This is a genomic window from Acinetobacter sp. UBA991 (assembly GCF_002292065.1).
Lineage (GTDB): Bacteria > Pseudomonadota > Gammaproteobacteria > Pseudomonadales > Moraxellaceae > Acinetobacter > Acinetobacter higginsii.
Genome location: NZ_DBBF01000014.1, coordinates 97,282 through 117,716 on the forward strand (window position 1 = coordinate 97,282; position 20,435 = coordinate 117,716).

At 40.7% G+C, this 20,435-nt stretch carries 17 protein-coding genes; 2 read left to right on the top strand and 15 right to left on the bottom strand.

Features of this window, described 5'->3' with window-relative positions; genetic code table 11:
• Positions 1-138 precede the first annotated feature (138 nt).
• Together prpB and B2727_RS05805 are read right to left on the bottom strand one after the other, a co-directional pair.
• Positions 139-1,023 carry a methylisocitrate lyase gene (prpB, locus tag B2727_RS05800; RefSeq protein WP_005209856.1) on the bottom strand — a complete coding sequence of 295 codons (885 nt, stop codon included), beginning with the start codon at positions 1,021-1,023 and terminating at the stop codon, positions 139-141.
• Positions 1,016-1,726, bottom strand: coding sequence for a GntR family transcriptional regulator (locus B2727_RS05805; RefSeq protein ID WP_005186499.1), 711 nt, complete (start codon positions 1,724-1,726; stop codon positions 1,016-1,018). The genes prpB and B2727_RS05805 overlap by 8 nt, the downstream gene beginning before the upstream one ends.
• A 453-nt stretch (positions 1,727-2,179) precedes the next feature.
• Here B2727_RS05805 and B2727_RS05810 point away from each other — a divergent pair, with 453 nt between their 5' ends.
• Positions 2,180-3,394 (top strand): aromatic amino acid transaminase, encoded by a 1,215-nt coding sequence (locus tag B2727_RS05810; RefSeq protein ID WP_241345230.1) that lies wholly within the window; start codon positions 2,180-2,182, stop codon positions 3,392-3,394.
• A gap of 59 nt (positions 3,395-3,453) precedes the next feature.
• Here B2727_RS05810 and dld read toward each other — a convergent pair whose 3' ends face one another.
• The 4 genes from dld to lldP form a co-directional block, all read right to left on the bottom strand.
• The gene (gene dld, locus B2727_RS05815) at positions 3,454-5,160 is read right to left on the bottom strand and encodes a D-lactate dehydrogenase (protein WP_241345229.1); all 1,707 of its coding nucleotides are present in this window, start codon (positions 5,158-5,160) and stop codon (positions 3,454-3,456) included.
• 351 nt (positions 5,161-5,511) lie between these two features.
• Positions 5,512-6,663, bottom strand: a complete 1,152-nt coding sequence (lldD, locus tag B2727_RS05820; RefSeq protein WP_241345228.1) for an FMN-dependent L-lactate dehydrogenase LldD — start codon at positions 6,661-6,663, stop codon at positions 5,512-5,514.
• Entirely contained in the window at positions 6,660-7,412 is a 753-nt protein-coding gene (gene lldR, locus B2727_RS05825) for a transcriptional regulator LldR (RefSeq protein ID WP_277605518.1), read from the bottom strand. Before lldR ends, lldD begins: the two co-directional genes overlap by 4 nt.
• 19 nt (positions 7,413-7,431) lie before the next feature.
• On the bottom strand, positions 7,432-9,099 hold the full coding sequence (lldP, locus tag B2727_RS05830) for an L-lactate permease (RefSeq protein WP_241345227.1): 1,668 nt from the start codon (positions 9,097-9,099) through the stop codon (positions 7,432-7,434).
• 382 nt (positions 9,100-9,481) lie between these two features.
• Here lldP and B2727_RS05835 point away from each other — a divergent pair, with 382 nt between their 5' ends.
• Positions 9,482-10,852 (top strand): phosphomannomutase CpsG, encoded by a 1,371-nt coding sequence (locus B2727_RS05835; protein ID WP_241345226.1) that lies wholly within the window; start codon positions 9,482-9,484, stop codon positions 10,850-10,852.
• A gap of 52 nt (positions 10,853-10,904) precedes the next feature.
• Here B2727_RS05835 and galE read toward each other — a convergent pair whose 3' ends face one another.
• The 9 genes from galE to B2727_RS05880 are packed head-to-tail and all read right to left on the bottom strand — an operon-like array spanning position 10,905 to position 20,429.
• On the bottom strand, positions 10,905-11,921 hold the full coding sequence (gene galE / locus B2727_RS05840) for a UDP-glucose 4-epimerase GalE (RefSeq protein ID WP_241345225.1): 1,017 nt from the start codon (positions 11,919-11,921) through the stop codon (positions 10,905-10,907).
• Positions 11,914-13,590 (bottom strand): glucose-6-phosphate isomerase, encoded by a 1,677-nt coding sequence (gene pgi / locus B2727_RS05845; protein WP_409449596.1) that lies wholly within the window; start codon positions 13,588-13,590, stop codon positions 11,914-11,916. The genes galE and pgi overlap by 8 nt, the downstream gene beginning before the upstream one ends.
• Positions 13,590-14,849, bottom strand: coding sequence for a nucleotide sugar dehydrogenase (locus B2727_RS05850; RefSeq protein WP_241345224.1), 1,260 nt, complete (start codon positions 14,847-14,849; stop codon positions 13,590-13,592). The genes pgi and B2727_RS05850 overlap by 1 nt, the downstream gene beginning before the upstream one ends.
• A gap of 16 nt (positions 14,850-14,865) precedes the next feature.
• Positions 14,866-15,741: a UTP--glucose-1-phosphate uridylyltransferase GalU gene (gene galU, locus B2727_RS05855; RefSeq protein ID WP_005319906.1), complete on the bottom strand. Its 876-nt coding sequence runs from the start codon at positions 15,739-15,741 to the stop codon at positions 14,866-14,868.
• Between the two features lie 32 nt (positions 15,742-15,773).
• Positions 15,774-16,391: a sugar transferase gene (locus B2727_RS05860; RefSeq protein WP_241345223.1), complete on the bottom strand. Its 618-nt coding sequence runs from the start codon at positions 16,389-16,391 to the stop codon at positions 15,774-15,776.
• Positions 16,392-16,418: 27 nt separating this feature from the next.
• Positions 16,419-17,243 carry a glycosyltransferase gene (locus B2727_RS05865; protein ID WP_241345272.1) on the bottom strand — a complete coding sequence of 275 codons (825 nt, stop codon included), beginning with the start codon at positions 17,241-17,243 and terminating at the stop codon, positions 16,419-16,421.
• Positions 17,243-18,070, bottom strand: coding sequence for a beta-1,6-N-acetylglucosaminyltransferase (locus B2727_RS05870; RefSeq protein ID WP_241345222.1), 828 nt, complete (start codon positions 18,068-18,070; stop codon positions 17,243-17,245). Before B2727_RS05870 ends, B2727_RS05865 begins: the two co-directional genes overlap by 1 nt.
• Complete coding sequence (locus B2727_RS05875) at positions 18,067-19,317, bottom strand: hypothetical protein (RefSeq protein ID WP_241345221.1); 1,251 nt, start codon at positions 19,315-19,317, stop codon at positions 18,067-18,069. Before B2727_RS05875 ends, B2727_RS05870 begins: the two co-directional genes overlap by 4 nt.
• Positions 19,318-19,340: 23 nt before the next feature.
• Positions 19,341-20,429 carry a glycosyltransferase gene (locus B2727_RS05880; RefSeq protein ID WP_241345220.1) on the bottom strand — a complete coding sequence of 363 codons (1,089 nt, stop codon included), beginning with the start codon at positions 20,427-20,429 and terminating at the stop codon, positions 19,341-19,343.
• Positions 20,430-20,435 lie beyond the last annotated feature (6 nt).

Below are 20,435 nucleotides of genomic sequence, written 5' to 3' on the forward strand. Positions count from 1 at the left end.
CAACGTGGCAGCATCCATGCCGCCTTCACGATCATTAAGACTTTCATGAAACTGATAAAAATACTCTTTTTATCTCTACTCGAAAGTCTTCAATTCGTGAAATCCCTCTCCCTCTGGGGAGGTTAGGAGGGGGTGAAACTACTTATTCTTCGCAAAAGTTCCATCAAGATATTGTTCAAACGCGTGGTAGTTAATGCGTTCATACAATTCTTGACGGGTTTGCATGGTATCAACCACATTCTTTTGTGTGCCTTCTTTACGTAAAGTCTCATAAACATTTTCTGCGGCCTTATTCATGGCACGGAATGCAGACAGTGGATAGAGCGCAATGCTAACATCGGCAGAAGCCAATTCTTCCGTAGTAAATAATGGGGTTGAACCAAACTCAGTGATATTGGCTAAAACGGGTACTTTGGTCAGATCTGCAAATTGCTTATACATGGCCAATTCAGTGATCGCTTCGGGGAACAGCATGTCTGCACCCGCTTCGATATACGCCCCTGCACGGTCAATTGCAGCTTGTAAGCCTTCAACTGCAAGTGCATCGGTACGTGCCATGATCACAAAGCTGTCATCGGTACGTGCATCGACCGCGGCTTTAATACGATCGACCATTTCTTGTTGAGTTACGATGGCTTTATTCGGACGGTGACCACAACGTTTAGCGCCGACTTGATCTTCAATATGCATTGCAGCAGCACCGAACTTGATCATCGACTTGGTGGTACGCGCAATATTAAACGCAGAAGCACCGAAACCTGTGTCAACATCAACCAATAATGGCAGATCACAGACATCGGTAATGCGGCGTACATCAGTCAATACATCATCAAGGTTACTGATACCCAAATCAGGTAAACCCAAAGAACCTGCAGCCACACCACCACCTGACAAATAGATCGCCTTGTAGCCTGCGCGTTTTGCCAATAATGCATGGTTAGCATTGATCGCACCCACCACTTGTAATGGTTTTTCATTTGCGACCGCGTCGCGGAATAGCTGACCAGCAGACTGTTTAGCCATGTTGTTGTTCTCCTTGATTTTGTAGCAATGTTTGCTCAACAATTTTGTAAGATGCATTGATGTGACGATGCATCAGCATTTCGGCAAGTTCACCGTCACCTTCAGCAATCGCATCTAATATGCGGATATGTTCATCCCAAGCTTTACTTGGGCGATCTGGGGTATTTGAAAACTGAATGCGATACATCCGGATGAGGTGATACAGCTCATCGCATAACATTTTTTCTAAGGTTTTATTGCCACTGCTTTTGATAATGCAGTAATGGAAATCGTCTTGGCCTTCTTGCAGATAGTAGCCCTTACCTGCTTTAAAGTTTTCATCCTCGGCATGCATACGCAATACATCACGCAAGGCCAGAATCTGTTTTTTATCAATATGCTGTGCAGCGAGTTTACAGGCCAAGCCTTCTAAAGAGGCACGAATTTGATACAGTTCTTGAAACTGTTGCAGTGAAAGCGAGACTACCCGCGCACCGACATGCGCAGTTCGCTCCACCAATTTCTGCCCTTCCAGACGGTGAATCGCTTCACGTAAAGGCCCGCGACTGATGCCATATATCCGTGCCAACTCAGGTTCTGAAATCTTGCTGCCCGCAGGAATATGCCCTAAAACAATTGCCGATTGAATTTGCTTAAATACGTGTTCCGTCAGGGTCATTCCCTGACTGGTGCTGAGGGCTTGAGGAACAAGGGTATCTTGCATATTGTCGACAATCTCTACAATTTTTATGATTTTATAACCAGATAAAAGAAAAAATGCAATAGGATTGTCGACAATAAATCTGACTGATGCTGCCAATTCGACTAGCGAGATATAACCAATCTGCTGATCAAAACACTTGCCAAAATACAAAATAAAGCTTTATAAAACAAAATGTTAATAATATTTATACTCATCACCTGACCCTAAGCTTTGATCGACTAGGCGGCCTTATACTTTTAATACTACGACCATGGTATGACAGCTTGATTGTAGACAATCCTTATAATGGATTCATCCCGACAAATTTTGTAAGTAAATACTGCACCAAAATGTAAATAACAGCGTGCTTCATGCAGCCTTTATTGATACATTATTGGGCATCAAAGGTTCCGCTCCTGAAGCGCCAACCTCCCCAGACATCTATGCACTTTGTTGAAGAAAAGGACATTGTTAATGTTTCAACATATCCCACCTTATGCAGGCGATCCAATCCTTTCATTGATGGAACAGTTCAATGCTGATCCACGTGCTGAAAAGGTCAACCTCAGTATTGGTTTGTACTATAACGAAGACAGTATCGTTCCTCAGCTTGATACCATTATCGAAGCGCAAAAACGTATTGCACCTAAAAACACGCAAACCAAGCTTTATTTACCAATGGAAGGTTTCAAGCCTTACCGTGATGCGATTCAAGCCTTATTGTTTGGTGCAAACAGCCCTGCAATTCAACAAGGTCGTGTTGCTACGATTCAAACGTTGGGTGGTTCTGGTGCATTAAAAGTCGGTGCAGACTTCTTAAAAACCTACTTCCCAAATTCAGAAGTTTGGGTCAGCCAACCAACTTGGGATAACCACGTTGCCATCTTCAATGGTGCAGGCATCAAGAGCAACTTCTATCCGTACTTCGATGCTGAAACACGTGGCGTTGATTTTGATGGGATGTTGTCTACTTTAAAAACATTGCCAGAACAAAGCATTGTGTTATTGCACCCATGCTGCCATAACCCAACAGGCGCAGACTTGAACCCAGCACAATGGGATCAGGTGATTGTGGTATTAAAAGAGCGTAACCTGATTCCATTCCTCGACATCGCGTATCAAGGTTTCGGCGATAGTATGGAACAAGATGCTTATGCCATTCGTGCATTAGACCAAGCAGGTCTGAACTTTATTGTCAGCAACTCGTTCTCAAAAATCTTCTCACTTTACGGTGAGCGTGTTGGCGGTTTGACTTTCGTATGTGACGATGCTGAAGCAGCAAAATGCACATTCGGTCAGTTGAAAGCAACGGTACGTCGTATCTACTCTAGCCCACCAACAACAGGTGCATGGTTGGTTGATCAAGTGTTAAATGACGCTGATCTGAATCAACAATGGCAAGGCGAAGTGAAAGAGATGCGTGAACGTATTATCAAAATGCGTAGCATCTTAAAAGATGAATTGACCAAAGCACTTCCTGAGCGTGACTTTAGTTACCTTGTGAACCAAAAAGGTATGTTTAGCTATACGGGTTTAACCGCTGAGCAAGTGGATACGCTACGTGAAGAATATGCAATCTACTTGGTACGCAGTGGTCGTATCTGTGTTGCAGGCCTGAACATGAATAACGTATACAAAGTTGCCAAAGCAGTGGCTGAAGTTTTAGCAAAATCTGCTGCAACCGCTTAAGTTATCACGCATAAAAAAGGCGCTTGAAGCGCCTTTTTTATTTCCTGTTTTATTTAAAGTCAGGACTTGGCTTTGCCCCAGTACTTCAATTTAGAAGTGTGTCCGATCCCGACATTAAAACAATTATTCGGATCAAGTTTCTGGTAGAAATTGGCCAATGTAGGCTTGGCAATATATAGATGACCGACATTGTGTTCGGCAGGATATTCCGCACGACGGGCATCCAGCAAATGCCACATTTGATGTTCCATCGCTAAAGGATCATTGCCTTTTTTAAGGATGTAATCCTGATGAAACACGTGACAGAAAAAGTGCCCATAATAGAGCTTATGTATGATCTGCTGTTCCATCTCCACAGGCAATTGCTCGACCCATTCACGGTCATTGCGACGTAACGCAATGTCCAACGCCACAATATCTTCAACCTCATCCCGATGGGTATCACGATAACGAATCGCTGCGCCTGCCACGGCAAAACGATGCAAAAAGGCTTTACGTCCTTCATCTGCATCGCAAAGGAAGAAATTACCCGAAGCATGCACCGCAAAATAGTCTTGTAAAAATTGCTCGGTCTGGGCTTTGCAATTATTTTCAACGCGTAACATCAGATGATGTTCATAACGATCGCGATATTCCGTCATCCGTTTCGGTAAATGACTCGGTAACAAGGAGGTGATCATTTGTAAAATATGATCGGTCAGCCCTTTGATTTTAAATTTTTCTAAAAAGCCATCGACCTTGTCTTTTAATGCAAAAGCTTTCGGCACATTAGCGGTGCCAAATTTTTCAATAAACAGGAAAGTATCTTTGCCATATTTTTCACCAATATGATAAGCATCGCGGTGAATATATTCCCCTGCAATCGGCAAGCTTGGCAATGAAGTCAATAAATAACGGCGAATCGCAGTCAGATCCTCAGCATCATTACTGCCAATATAAAAGACATTGCTCTCGACCTTTTCATAGGTATCCAGACGCACTGCAAACACACAGACTTTACCTGCCGAACCTGAGGCTTCGAACAGACGCGATGGATCAGCATTAAAGCGTGCTGGGCTATCAGCATCGACTTGGGTGACATCTTGCGCATAACGCTGATCGGATGCCTGTTTTTCAGTATCGTCTAAAATATCTGTGACTTGATATCGCTGCTGCTCTAAACGGGTCAGGATTTCTTCTGGCGTTGCGCCCAAGTTCACGCCCAGATGATTCACCAACTCCAGCTGACCTTGAGCATTCACTTGCGCATACAAGGCCAGTTCGGTATAGGCAGGCCCACGGCGTACCAAGGCACCGCCTGAATTGTTACAGACCCCACCCAACACCGAAGCACCAATGCAGGAAGAACCAATCACCGAATGCGGCTCTCGGCCATAGCCTTTCAATAGCTGTTCCAGATTATCCAAAGTCGCCCCCGGCAAGCAAATCACCTGCTGACCCTCATGAATCACTTGAATGCCTTTTAAACGGCGCGTACTCATTATCAACACAGGGCGGTCATAATCATCGCCATAGGGGGTTGAACCACCGGTCAGGCCCGTATTGGCCGCTTGCATGATGACGATACAATCCGCGTCAATTGCTGCTTGCAACACCTGCCACTGTTCCAGCAAGGTGCCAGGGATCACCACTGCAAAGACTTTGCCCTCACCAAAACGACGGCCTTGACGATACTGGCGGGTACTTTGATCATCGCTCAGTACATGCTGACGTCCAACAATCTGCTGTAAACGACCAATCACTGCTTTGGGAGAAAATCTTTGCATGATGGCTCCTTTGGGTCATTCATATAAAATCTAGCTATATCTTATGCATGCTAAAACTAGATCAGCACGGTAAGGACTTACGGTTTGTCATTTATCATTGGACTAGCTGATTCTCTAATTTGAATCAGCCCTGTATTTACTATCGCTGTTGGCGGCAAGGATGCCGCCTGTTCCGATGCGGTAGCAAGGACGTACCGTCATCGGAACAGAGGATTTTTGGTTACTTTTGATCCTTCAAAAGTGACAAATGCCTATACCTCAGACATAAGCATGTCACCAGACTTGGTGGCTGTGCCTACTACTAAATGACTGGCAATTCGACAAAGTGATAACTACTTTATCTCGTGCCCGCTACACACCCAATTTACTTACCTGTACCAAACAATCCGCATTAATCTCTTGAATCGATTTAGCCCCTGTTAAGGTCATCGCCACACGCATTTCCTTATCAATCAGATCGAGCAAGTTTGATACCCCTTGCCCCCCTGCTGCCGCCAAGGCATAAACAAAGGCACGGCCCAATAACACCGTATCTGCACCCAAGGCCAACATCCGCACTACATCCAGACCATTACGAATGCCAGAGTCTGCCAAAATTGCCAGATCGCCCTTCACCGCATCGGCAATCGCAGGCAAAGCCCGCACAGAAGACATCACGCCATCCAACTGGCGTCCACCATGATTGGATACCACGATGCCATCTGCACCAAAGCGCACAGCATCTTTAGCATCTTCAGTATCCAGAATCCCCTTAATCACCATCGGGCCATCCCAGAATTCACGAATCCACTCCAGATCTTTCCAAGAAATTGACGGATCAAAGTTAGAGCCTAACCAGCCGATATAATCTTCAAGCCCTGTTGGTTTACCTAAGTATTTCGAGATATTGCCCAAATCATGTGGACGACCACACATCCCGACATTCCATGCCCAATGTGGATGCAACATAGACTGCATATAACGACGCATCGCCGCATTTGGACCACTCATACCTGAATGCGCATCGCGATAACGTGCCCCTGGCACAGGCATATCCACGGTAAACACTAGTGTTGAACAACCTGCCGCTTTAGCACGTTCCAAGGCATTACGCATAAAGCCACGATCACGCAACACATACAGCTGGAACCACATTGGACGCTGAATTGCAGGCGCCACTTCTTCAATCGGACAGACTGAAACAGTCGATAAGGTAAATGGAATGCCTTTTTGATCTGCTGCCACTGCCGCCTGAACTTCACCTCGACGTGCGTACATACCGGTTAAACCCACTGGTGCCAATGCCACAGGCATCGACAAGGTTTCATTAAACAGTTTGGTTTCCAGACTCAATGCCGACATGTCATTCAACACCCGCTGGCGCAAGGCAATTTCAGAAAGGTCCTGCACATTACGTTTTAAGGTATGTTCCGAATATGCACCACCGTCGATATAGTGAAATAAAAATGGCGGTAAACGACGCTGGGCCGCAGCACGATAATCATTGCCAGAAGAAATAATCATTTTGAGTCCACTCTCGTTAAACGTGTTGCACGTTTCTGGCGCGCTTCATCTTCGCCCAGAGCACGTACATGATTAATCACAAATTCAATATGCCCACACACCGCTTGGCGTGCAGCTTCGGGATCTTTACGATCAATCGCATCCATCACCTGAAAATGCTGCTCGCTGAGCAAGTCACCATTGACAGGGTGGTTATAAACTTTGTTACGCCCGAGCAAGACGTTGTATTGCAGTAAATCAAACAGACTCCGCATCATTTGGATCAGTACAATATTGTGTGACGCTTCGGCAATCGCTAAATGAAATTCTGCATCCGCCACTGCCGCCCGAGCTGAATCGCCTGCATTTTGATAACGACTAATCTCATCAAAACAATGATGAATTTTGGTCCGATCTTCAGGTGTTGAACGCAATGCGGCGTACCATGCAGTGCCACCTTCAAGCAACAAACGCGCTTCCTGTACATCAAAACGGTACAGTGGATCTTCTTCAATCAAATGACTGATCGGATTGACGATGAGCTGTTGTGGCCACTGTTCAGGTAATTGTTGGATATAGGTCCCATCACCACGGCGGCTACTCAACACCCCCTGACTATTCAGCTGTTGAATCGCCTCACGCAAGGACGGACGAGATACGCCTAAGCTGGTCGCCAGTTGACGCTCGGCAGGTAAGCGATCACCTTGTTTCATCTGGCGTTGCTCAATGAGTGCCTGTAATTTCATGACCACTTGATCGGAGATTCTCATCACATTTCCTTGATTAGCGTTATGGAATCATCCACGGCACCAGATAAGCCTGAACCGTGACAATGATGCCAACAAAGACAGTAAATATGATGCTATGTTTTACCGTGAAACGAAACAAGTCCGATTCTTTTCCAACCAAACCCACCGCGGCACAGGCAATCGCAATCGATTGCGGTGAAATCATCTTGCCCGTTACGCCCCCACTGGTATTGGCAGCCACCAGTAACACTTCTGGAATACCGATTTGCTGTGCTGTGGTGGCTTGCAAAGCCGAGAACAGCGCATTGGATGAGGTATCGGAACCCGTCAAGAAGACACCCAGCCAACCCAAGAATGGCGAGAAAAAAGTAAAGGCATGACCTGTATGCGAGAGTGCCAAAGCCAAGGTCGCAGACAGACCTGAATAATTGGCAATAAAAGCAAAGGCCAACACCATTCCGATCGAATAAATTGGGGTTTTTAGCTCATTTAACGTTTCCGCAAAGGTACTAACCGCGTCACGGGTTTTCATTTTCAGGAATATGATGGTGATGATGGCCGCAATAAAAATAGCCGTACCTGTGGCAGAGAACCAATCAAATTTATAGATCGCTTCATAGGCTGTAGTTTCAGGCACAATCGGCGCCATTTTTTCTACCAGCTTATGCAGATACGGCACTTCAATTTTAAAAATCCAGTCCGCCAAGGCACCGTCTTTAGCAAAGAGTGCTTTAAATGGTTTCACACTCCAAATGGTCACCATCATGGTCAAAATCATAAACGGCGACCATGCTTTGGCAATCTGCGCAATGCTATAACGCTGTTGTGATGAGACCGCATGGCTGGCTGCTTGTTCATCAGTCATTTCAAAACGGAAAATATGCTTCGGTTTCCAAACTCGGAACAACAAGGTCAAACTGACCAATGAGGCAATCGCAGCGGTAATATCAGGCAGTTCTGGTCCCAAAAAGTTTGAAGTCAGGTATTGGGCAATGGCAAAAGCACTACCGCCGACCAATACCGCAGGCCAAGTCTCTTTCACGCCACGCCAACCATCCATGATCGCCATAATCCAGAACAGCACAATGATGGTTAAAAAAGGCAGTTGGCGACCGACCATCTGGCTGATTTCCATAGTATCGACACCAGACACCTGTCCAGCCACAATAATCGGAATACCCATGGCACCAAAGGCCACAGGAGCCGTATTCACAATCAGACAAAGACCCGCAGCATATAGCGGTTTAAAGCCTAAGCCGACCAATAGAGCTGCTGTAATGGCGACTGGTGCACCAAAACCTGCCGCACCCTCTAAAAAGGTTCCAAAGGCAAAACCCACCAAGAGCATCTGTAAACGCTGATCTTCTGTAATCGACAAAATACTGGAGCGAATCACATCAAACTGCCCCGTTTTTACCGAAATTTTATACAGGAACACGGCCCCGATAATAATCCATGAGATCGGCCATAAACCGTAAAAAAAACCATAAACCAGGGAAGCAAATGCCATTTCAGCTGGCATTTGATAAAAAAACAATGCAATCAGCAAGGCAATCATCACGGTACAAGTCCCCGCAACACTACCTTTCATACGAAAGACCGCCAACGCCAAGAAGAAGAAAATAATCGGGATCAGCGCGACTGCACTGGATAGCCAGATATTATTGAAAGGGTCATATAGTTGTTGCCACACATTTAGCATTCTCATCTCCTTGAAATGCTGGGCGTCATTTTGTTTTTACTTCGATATTTAACGAATCTTCATAATATTGGTATGACCAATATTTAATAAATAAGCAGATCTCACCCACTTACAATCTTCATGCATCTTAATTATATGAATTATCAGGATCAACCCTATCACCGCAACCATAATTGGTATGACCAATAATAATTAAAATAAATCAATCCTTTTCTGTTCATGTGTGCTTTCGGCATTCGACTAAAGTCTGATAAAAATTTTCCAACCAGCATTCAATTTATGTGGCTCAGGTCCTCAAACGCTGAAGATAAAACAATAAATATGACTTTGTAGCGATATCTGTATAATCTGTTCACAACTCAAATCACATCACTATGAATTGAACAATATGACGCAACTGACTTGCTTTAAAGCCTACGATATTCGCGGCAAACTCGGTACTGAACTGAATGAAGAGATTGCTTATAACATTGGTCGTGCCTATGGGCAGATCTATCAACCCAAAACCGTGGTGATTGGTTGTGATATCCGTTTAAGTAGCGAAGGCTTAAAACAGGCCACAATTCGGGGCTTGAATGATGCAGGTATCAATGTGCTTGATTTGGGCATGACCGGCACAGAAGAAGTCTATTTCGCAGCTTTTCATTTGGATGTACAAGGCGGTATTGAAGTCACTGCCAGCCATAACCCAATGGATTACAACGGGATGAAATTAGTGCGTGAAAATGCACGCCCAATCAGTGCGGAAACAGGCTTAAAAGAAATTCAGGCATTGGCTGAATCAGGTCAATTCATTGAAGTTACAAATAAAGGTACCACCCAACCCTACAATATTTTGCCTGAGTTTATTGAACACCTACTCACCTATATTGATCCACAAAAAATTAAACCGCTTAAACTGGTGGTCAATGCGGGCAATGGCGCAGCAGGTCATGTGATTGATGCCATCGAACAAAAATTCCAGCAACTGAATATTCCAGTTGAGTTCATTAAAATTCACCATGAAGCCGATGGCACTTTCCCGAACGGTATTCCGAACCCAATCCTGATTGAAAACCGCGACAGCACGCGTGATGCTGTGCTGCAACATCAGGCTGATATGGGGATTGCTTGGGATGGTGACTTTGACCGCTGCTTCCTGTTTGATGAAAAAGGCCAGTTTATCGAAGGCTATTACATCGTTGGTTTATTGGCACAGGCATTCCTGATCAAACAATCAGGTGAAAAGATTGTGCATGATCCACGTTTGGTCTGGAATACCTTTGACATCGTCGATCAATACCAAGGCATCGCAGTACAATCTAAGTCTGGACATGCTTTCATTAAGGATGTCATGCGTGAGCACAATGCTGTGTACGGCGGGGAAATGAGTGCGCACCACTATTTTCGTGACTTTGCCTATTGCGATAGCGGTATGATTCCTTGGCTACTGACCATTGCACTACTTTCGGAAACGGGTCAATCGCTTTCAACTTTAGTTGAAAACATGATTGCCAAATTCCCATGTAGCGGTGAAATCAATTTTAAAGTGGCGGATACACAAGCAACGGTGCAAAAGATTTTTGATCATTATGCCGATCAAAATCCACAGGTTGATCGTACCGATGGTGTCAGCCTTGATTTTGGTGCATGGCGCTTAAATGTCCGTGCTTCGAATACCGAGCCGTTACTGCGTTTAAATATTGAAAGTCGTGCCGATCACAATCCGCAACCGATGCAGCATTATGTCGATGAATTAACGGCTTTGATTCAGGGCTAATTTATTCCAAATAAAAAAGGAGCATATTGCTCCTTTTTTATTTGTGTTTGATTTAATTAAAGCCGTTTGGATTTTGTTTCTGCCAGTTCCAACTGTCCGCCAACATATCTTCCAAAGTATATTGAGGCTGCCAACCCAACTCTGTAATCGCACGGCTATTGTCTGCAAATGAAGTGGCGACATCACCTGCACGACGTGGTGCAAATTCAAATGCAACAGGTACAGCATTGATCTGTTCAAAAGTATTTTTAACTTCTAATACCGATGAACCATTGCCCGTCCCAATGTTCCAAGCACGACAGCCTTGAGCAGATAAGCGATTATTTAAGGCACATAAATGCGCATTGGCCAAATCGACCACATGGATATAATCACGAACCCCTGTACCATCGACGGTGTCATAATCATTGCCATAAATTGCCAGCTTTTCACGACGACCGACTGCGACTTGTGTGACATAAGGCATTAAGTTATTTGGAATTCCTTGCGGATCTTCACCAATCTGACCGCTTTTATGCGCACCGACAGGGTTAAAATAACGAAGTAAAGCAATCGACCAACGCGAGTCTGCCTGTGCCAGTTTTTGCAGCATTTGCTCGACAATCAGTTTGGTATAACCATAATTGTTATTTGGCATACCTGTTGGCATATCTTCATTTAACGGAGAACTATTGGCTTCATCATATACCGTTGCAGATGAGCTGAATACCAAGTTAAATACGCCAGCGCGTTCCATCGCCTTGACCAATTGAGCACTGCCAGCAATGTTATTATCAAAATAAGTCAATGGAACCTGTTGGCTCTCACCGACCGCTTTGAGACCTGCAAAATGAATGACCGCATCAATAGAATAATCCTGAAAGACCTGATCTAACGCATCCTGATTACGAATATCACCTTTTACAAAAACCAAGCTTTTATTGGCGAGTGTCTGTACACGACGTAAAGCTTCTTCCGAACTATTTGAAAGATTATCAAATACAATAACTTCATGACTTGCATTGAGTAGTTCTAAACAGGTATGTGAGCCAATATAACCCGCACCACCTGTGACTAAAATTTTAGCCATCTATTTTTCCTAACAATATTTTCAACAAACCTTGCGTCGATGTATCAAAAGCAGACAAATCATCTTGCTCACGGTTTAAAATCGGTAACAGTTGATTGGCAATCTCTTTACCTTTTTCAACACCCCATTGATCAAAGGGATTAATATTCCACAATACCGACTGCACAAAAACTTTGTGTTCATACGTCGCAATTAGCATCCCTAAACTATAAGGATTCAGCTCTTTGAGTAAAATGGTTGAACTTGGCTGATTGCCTTCGTATTGCTTATAAGCGGGTAAATCTTCAAGTTCATCTGCTGCCAAAGCTTGATTACCAAAGGCCAATAATCGCGACTGCGCCAAACAATTCGATAAGGCCAGATGATGCTGTTCAACCAAAGCCTCTGCACTTTCAGCATAAGTAAATTGATTGGCATTATAACGCTTTACCGGTGCAATAAAGTCACAACTCACGGAGTGTGTCCCTTGATGTAATAGCTGATAAAATGCGTGTTGTGCATTGGGTCCAACCTCACCCCACACAATCGGGCAAGTCGCTGTATTCACCTTTTCCCCATTACGCTGGATCGATTTACCATTGGACTCCATTTCAAGCTGCTGCAAATAAGCGGCGAAATATTTGAGTCGACCGTCATAGGGCAACACAGCATGAGTTTGGATTTCAAGGAAGTTATTATTCCACGCCCCTAACAAGCCCATCAATACCGGAATATTCTGCTGAAATGGTGCGGTTTGAAAATGTTGATCAATCTCGTGCGCGCCCGCTAACAACTGCTTAAAACCATCAACCCCAATCGTTAACGCAATCGGCAGACCAATACATGACCACAGTGAATAACGACCACCAACCCAGTCCCATAGCAACAACTGCTTATCAGCGGCTATGCCCCATTCCGTCATTTTTTCAGGTTTGGTCGAGACCCCAATAAAATGATTCTGCAGAATTTTTTCATTCTGTCCAAGCGACTTTTCTAACCATTGACGAACCGTTTGTGCATTCGACAAGGTATCAATGGTGCCAAATGACTTCGAGGAAATAATAAATAATGTCGTTTCTGGGCGCAGCTGATGTAGCAGGTCAGACAGTTGACTACCATCCATAGTCGAGACAAAGTGCACATCTAAAGGCTTTGTACTCGTCACCTTAAAATCGGACAACGCATGTGTCACCATTAAAGGACCTAAGTCAGAGCCTCCGACACCAATATTGACTACATCCTGAATGACTTCACCGGTTGCGCCACGATATTGTCCAGCATGGATTTTATCCACCAAAGCATACATCCGCTCCAGCTGTTGCTGTACCTGTTGATTCTCCTGAGGAAAATCTGGACTCGATTGCGGCAAGCGTAAAGCCCAATGCATGGCTGCACGATGCTCGGTATAGTTAATTTGTTCCGAAGAAAATAATGTCTTAATCCATTGTTTTAAATCTTGTGCCTGAGCTAAGTCGACCAAGCCATTTAAAATAGTTTGATCAATACGATGTTTACTAAAATCGAGAACAATTTGATCATGTTCAACTGAGAACCGTTTAAAGCGTGAGGGATCTGCTGCAAATAAAGTCTTGAGATGAACCTCTTTAATTTGCTTTTGCAAAGATGATAAATGCTCAAGCACTGACGCTGACGCCTTAACGGCAAAAGGCTGAATTTGCTTGATCATCATTAACGCCCCACGCCCATATATGCGAAACCTTGTAATTTCACATAGTCTGGATCATAAATATTGCGGCCATCCAATATCAAAGGATGTACCATCAATTGTTCAAGCTGTTTAAAGTCTGGACTCCAGTATTGTTTCCATGCAGTTAACACACATAGACCATGCACATTTTTCACCGCATCATACTGATCATCACAGAGGACTAAATCGTCACGTTGCCCATACATCTGTTTAATTTCATCCAAAGCCTGCGGATCATGTAGATGAACCGTCACCCCTTGCGCCCACAGTGCCGCAAGCATTTGGTGGATAGGTGATTGCTGAATACTTGAGGTATTTTCTTTAAACGAAGCCCCCCAAATTGCAACGGACTTACCCTTTAAATCACCATGATAATAGTTCCAAAACTTACGGAATAGGATTTCTTTTTGTTGCTCATTAATTTCCCATACTTGTGCCAGCAATTGGCTTTTAACGCCTGTATTTGCAACTGTATTAGAGAGTGTCAGAATATCATGAGAAAAATTTTCACCGCCGAAACCAGCACCAGGGGCTAAGTAAGCTGAACCAATACGGTTATCCGCCGCCATACCCTGACGTACTGATGCAATATCAATCCCGAGTTTCTCAGCAACCACAGCCAAATCATTGATATAGCTAATTCTTGTCGCCAACATGCCTGAAATACTGAGCTTGGTAAATTCAGCATCTAAAATTGGCATAAACAAATATTGCTGTGCCAAAGGAAAAAGAGGCCTTAGCAATTCTTTCACTTTGCTCTGAACGTCAACTTGCGTACATCCTACAATCATTTGTTTTGCTTGAGTTAAACTTTGTAAAGCATTTCCTTCTTGAATCGTATCTGGTAAATAAACCCAGTCATCTTCGGAAAGGATTTTCTTAAAGTGCTCAGTCCCCTGTAAGCCAAAGGTTGAAGCATTGATCATCAGTTTTGGATGAATAATCGGACGCTGTTTTAACGACTGAAGCAGTTGAAAAACTTGTTGTTCTTGTGTTTGATTAAAACTAAATAAATAAGCATCTATATCTAAAGGAATAGCGTCCAAATCACGATAACTGAGAAAACCACTGTTTAACTGTTGTTCCAGTAAGCGACTAACATTTTCATCATGAAATGAGTACTGCTGATCAGCGGAATTATCATTGAGATGTGAGCACCAATACACAAAGTGCCCAGATTCAGACAATAATGCAGACATCACGCCTGCATATAATGTATTGCCAAAGATTGCAACTTTCATAACCACATGCCCTAAACTACAGGGCTAATTCTTGAATTAAGCCCTTAAAATCTGCGCCCAATTTGGGATGCTCAATACCATAGTGTAATACAGCTTTCAGGTATCCAAGCTTACTGCCACAATCGAAAGTCTGCCCTTTCATACGATACGCTTCAACAGCTTCTGCTTGCTGTAATGCTGCGATGGCATCAGTGAGCTGAATTTCATTTCCAGCTCCACGTGGAGTATTTTCTAAAAGCGCCATAATCTGAGCTGGTAAAATATAACGACCAACCACAGATAAGTTCGAAGGTGCTGCACCCACCGCAGGCTTTTCAACGATTCCCTGCATCACAACGCTTTCACCTTCATTCGGTGAAACCGCGACATCAACAATACCATATTGATCAACCAAATGATCAGGTACTGCTTCAACCATAATCTGTGCTGCTTGAGATGTCTCAAAGCGCTGGATCATCAGAGACAAATCATTCTCAGAGACTTGATTCTTGACTAAAACGTCAGGTAATAATACGGCAAATGCTTCATTACCCACGATATCTTTTGCACAGAGTACAGCATGCCCAAGACCTAAAGGCTGCGGCTGACGCACGCTCACAACGCTAACATGCTTAGGTAAAATATCAGTAATTTCTTTGAGTAGATCAAATTTCTTTTTTTGTTCTAAAGTTGTTTCTAACTCGAAATTACGATCAAAATAATTCTCAATCGAGGCTTTAGAAGAATGTGTGACCAAAATAATTTGTTCAATCCCAGCGTCAACTGCTTCACGTACCACATATTCAATGGCTGGACGGTCAACAACCGTCACCATTTCCTTTGGAATAGATTTGCTTGCTGGTAAGAATCGTGTACCTAAACCTGCGACAGGTAAAATTGCTTTCTTGATCATTACATTACTACTTCATTGATTTAGATAGATCTTCAAGAGTTAATTTTATCTTGTTCTTGTAAATTATTCCCCTTAAATAAAGAGGGACCAACATGTCCAGGCGCATTAATTCCTTCACGTTTCAACATAACACCTAATGTTTTCCACATGATTTTAAAATCAACGAAGGTATTATGATGATCGACATACCAAACGTCACATTTAAAGCGCTCTTCATAATCTAATTCATTACGCCCACTCACTTGTGCTAAACCGGTCATTCCAGGTTTTACATCCAAACGACGCGCTTGCTCAGGTGAATAAAGTTCAACAAATTCTTTTAACATTGGCCGAGGCCCAACGACGCTCATATCGCCTTTTAGCACATTAAATAACTGCGGCATTTCATCCAAGCTTGTAGAGCGCAATTTTTGTCCAAATGGTGTAATCCGCTGCTCATCAGGTAAAGCATTTCCCTCGGAATCTGTAGCATCTTTCATCGAGCGGAACTTAATCATTTTAAATAGCTTACCGTCTTTACCAGGGCGTTCCTGATAAAAAAAGATAGGCGCCCCTAAGTTCTTCCTGACTTTATAAGCAACGAGAATAAATATTGGAGAAAGTAATAAAATTGCTACAGATGCAACAACTATATCAACAAGCCTTTTCATTGTTTGAAACCCATATATCAAAATAATTTAGACTTTCTTCCTAAGAAAATTATTATAAATTTTCCCCAACATCGTGGATGGTAGTAGTCGAAACATTGACCGTAACAAAAAAACTATATTAGCATGAATTGGATGCTGTAACTTCAACTCTTTTTTTAAATCCAATAACTTTTTTTCGCTTTTAATATATTCCAAGCCTTTACGTCGAGCATGCATTCCATTTCCCACACGAGCAAATAAAATTACATCGGGTAAATTAGCAACTTTATAACCTGCGCCAATCACACGTAGCCAAAGATTATAATCTTCCATGAATAAATGATGTTGATAACCACCAAGTTCAGTAATGACATCATGACGATAGGCAACAGTCATGTGATTAAATGGACAACGCTTTTGTGCAAAAGCCTTAATTTCATTATGATTTTCAGGCACAGCTTTTAATATGTGAGCGTCTGAAACATCTTGATTAAACTCTAGAATCTGTCCACCAAATAAAACCACATCAGGCTTTTCTTGAATAAAAGCAACCTGCTTAGAAAAACGATCTGGAGTACAGATATCATCCGTATCCATACGGAAAATCCATTCATTCGTACAGTGCTTTAAGCCTTCATTTAAAGCCTTACCTAAACCGAAATTTTCTGCCAAAGTAACGGTTTTTAAAATATTACCGAGTTTCTGCTGCCAATGTTCTACAGATTTCGTAAGCTCTTCTCCAATAGGACCATCTAAAACCAATACTATTTCAGTAGGTTTTAAAGTCTGTTGATCCCAAATGCTTTCAAAGCACTTTTCTAAGTACTCAACTTTTTCCTTATGATATAAAGACAATAAAATAGAAAACAGTATCACAATGAGTTTACCTTTTCATAATATTCAAATTGATCGTTTTCTTTTACTTTTCTAGCGAAAAAGAAATCCCTAGCATTCTTCAAAATTAACAAATTTTCTGCATCAAAATAAAGAGGGTTATTACCATTATTGTATTTTTTATCAAAAATAATATACCTCTTATTTTTATCCGCACTAACAAGATGCTGCAAACCAGATTTAACAACTAGATGCTGAAAAAAATGTTCGTCAGGATTGAGTCTATGTTGAAACAAATTAATATCTTTCTGACTTATTGATTCTAACAGGATTTTCAGTTCGTTTCTTCTAATTGAAAACCAGTTACTTCCAAACCAAAATTTTTTATTAGTAAACAGAATCCTATCTAAAATTTTCAAAGCAAATGTAAGAAGTTTCCCAAAAGGTTTTCGTTGCCATGTAGTTTCAACATGTGGAGCAAAAAAACGAACACGAAACCTATGGCTCAAAGAGTTGTTAAGCTCCATAAAAATATCAGAACTTTGCCAAGTCAAATAGTCATAAATATTATTATTGCTTGAAAGTAATATATCCTCTCCACTAACAAGATGAATATAATCACATTCAGTATTCTCAATTACAAATGAAAATAGATTCAATGTTGCTTGTACTTGTGAAAATCCTCCCCACCTAACATCCACTCTTAGATCATCATTTAGAAATACTAGATTTTCAATATAGGAATTTTCAAAATTTGTTTTCTTATCCATATGAACAAAAAAATTAACACTTTTATTTTCTTTAGCAAGTGCTTCAAAATATTTGATAGGTTTATGCGCCAAAATCAAAATAGCAACTTTTTTCATACTAAAACCTTCTTATCATTATTTAATTGATTTTTATCAAAACTAAAATCAACTAAGAAAAATAAAAAGCAGAAAAAATAAACATTAGCCACACCTTTAGAATTCAAAGAAATAAAACATATTAACAACAACAAAAACAAAGAACGACTAAAATAGAAAGATTTTTTTAAAATATAAATAGTCATTAAAAAAAATAAAAATAAGCCTATTATACCATTGTAAAAAATTACTCTAAAATATCCAATATCTGTGTCTTTATAATATGCTAAAAAATCTCCACCTTGTGAAACAACCTTATATTTAGCATCCCCCAAAACCCAAGTTTTTAAATTATCAGGTAATATCTCATACATTTCTTTTAACCCACCGAATGACGATGATGCTTGAGAATCTTTAAAATTAAATAAAAAGTCTAAACCAAAAGCAATTTGACTATTCGCTTCTAGTAGATTCTTACCGTATATTAGCAACAAGATCAAAGAGGGCACTATTATTAACAAAATCCTAAATAAACTTCTATAATTAAGAAAAAACAGTGATGACAAGAGAATCCCAATAATTGTTGTCCTTGAAAAGAGAATACCAACTATTGAAATAATTATGTAAATTGACAATAGGAAAAAATATTTTCCTTTATCACAATTAAAGTTAATACTATAAGCAAGTAGTATCAAAAAAAATGAATTTAAAATTCCAGAGGCAAAAAAAGAAGCACCTACTCCAACTAGACGAGCCTCACTAAAATTTTGAAGTGCATCTGAACTCAGTCCATCAATATTAACCAGTTGGATAACCACATTAAAAATTGCTGGTACAAAATTTGCTATTAAAGAAAAAATAAGTTGAAAAACTAATGCTAAACTTGAAAAAAAAATTATATTTTTAAAATTAAAATCAACATCAAAAAATTTATATATTTTTTTTATAGTGAATGCAGAAAAAAAGAATATCAAACTTAAAACCAATTCCTCTTTAACATAAAAAAGATCTGAATTCACATTATATATATATGAGAAAGAAGCCCATATCAAAGAGAGTAAAACCAAAAAGAAATAAAAAAAATACTTTTTAGCCAAACCTTTTTTCACGACTTCGAATAGAAAAAAAACCACTCCAAAAAAAAGATAAGGTAATATAAGATAAAAAGGAAAGAAATTTATTTTTAAGAAATAAATATAAACAATTAAAGAAAAAATAATAAATGGATATCCAATTACTTTTCTTACATCAAAACTATCATATACCATAGACTATTTTCTCAAATCAAAAACTAAAAAACTATCTTTTTAAATAGCTTCTTCCATTCCATGACAACATTTTCGATATTATATTGTGAAATTGACTCACTAATCCTTGACACATCAATAGTATCAATAGCCTTTATAGCCACGGTAAAATCATGATTACTCAAACTATTTAATAAGTAACCATTTATTTGTTTTTTTATGATGTTCCGTGGACCATAAGGACAATCGAGAGCAATACAAGGTATTCCTCTTACAATTGCTTCAAGCAATACCATGCCAAAGCCCTCAATTTTAGATGTCATTAATAAAGCATAAGCATCTTTATAGATAATATCAGGATTAGTTTCACCAACAATAACTTCTACATGCTTACTGTACCCTTTAAGCTGAATATAATTCAAAACTTCTTGCTCTTGGTCACCATGACCAAATACTCTAAGTTTGAAACCTAAATCATAAACTTGATTTTCCATAAAGAGTCTTATTGCTTCAAGGGGTTGCTTCTCTTCATTAAACCTACCCACATATAAAATATATTTACGTGAGCTTTCAGTTTTTTTAATTTCCTGTGTAACAATTCCATTTGGAATATAAACTGAGTTGATATTATTATGATTATAATATTCTTGATCTTGAGGCGTTAAAGCAACCATTACATCTAACTTAGTTAAAAGCTTATTTCTGACAATTTGAACCAATCTGTTCTTTTTATAAGCTGTAGATGTATGATCACATCCTACAACTTTTAGCTCATATTTAATCTTTAAAATAGAGAATAACAAAGATATTGGTGGCGAAGATGTAATCCAAATTGTTTTACTATCATTTTTTAGAGAAACAAAATTGGTCATGATCGTAAGTGTATCGTAAAACCATTTTATTTTTTCAAAACCTTGATAAAAACCAGTATTATATTTTTCCAAGTTCAATGAGATAAGATTAACATTCTCATTGATTGGAAAAGCCTTCTCATGAATAACACCTACACTGATAATATTTATCTCGAAATCTTGATCCAAACTCAAGTAATTTGCTAGATCACTAACAACACGTAATACCCCTCCTCGGTCACGCTTATCATATGTATGAACTACAAAATTTAGCTTTATCATTTATTT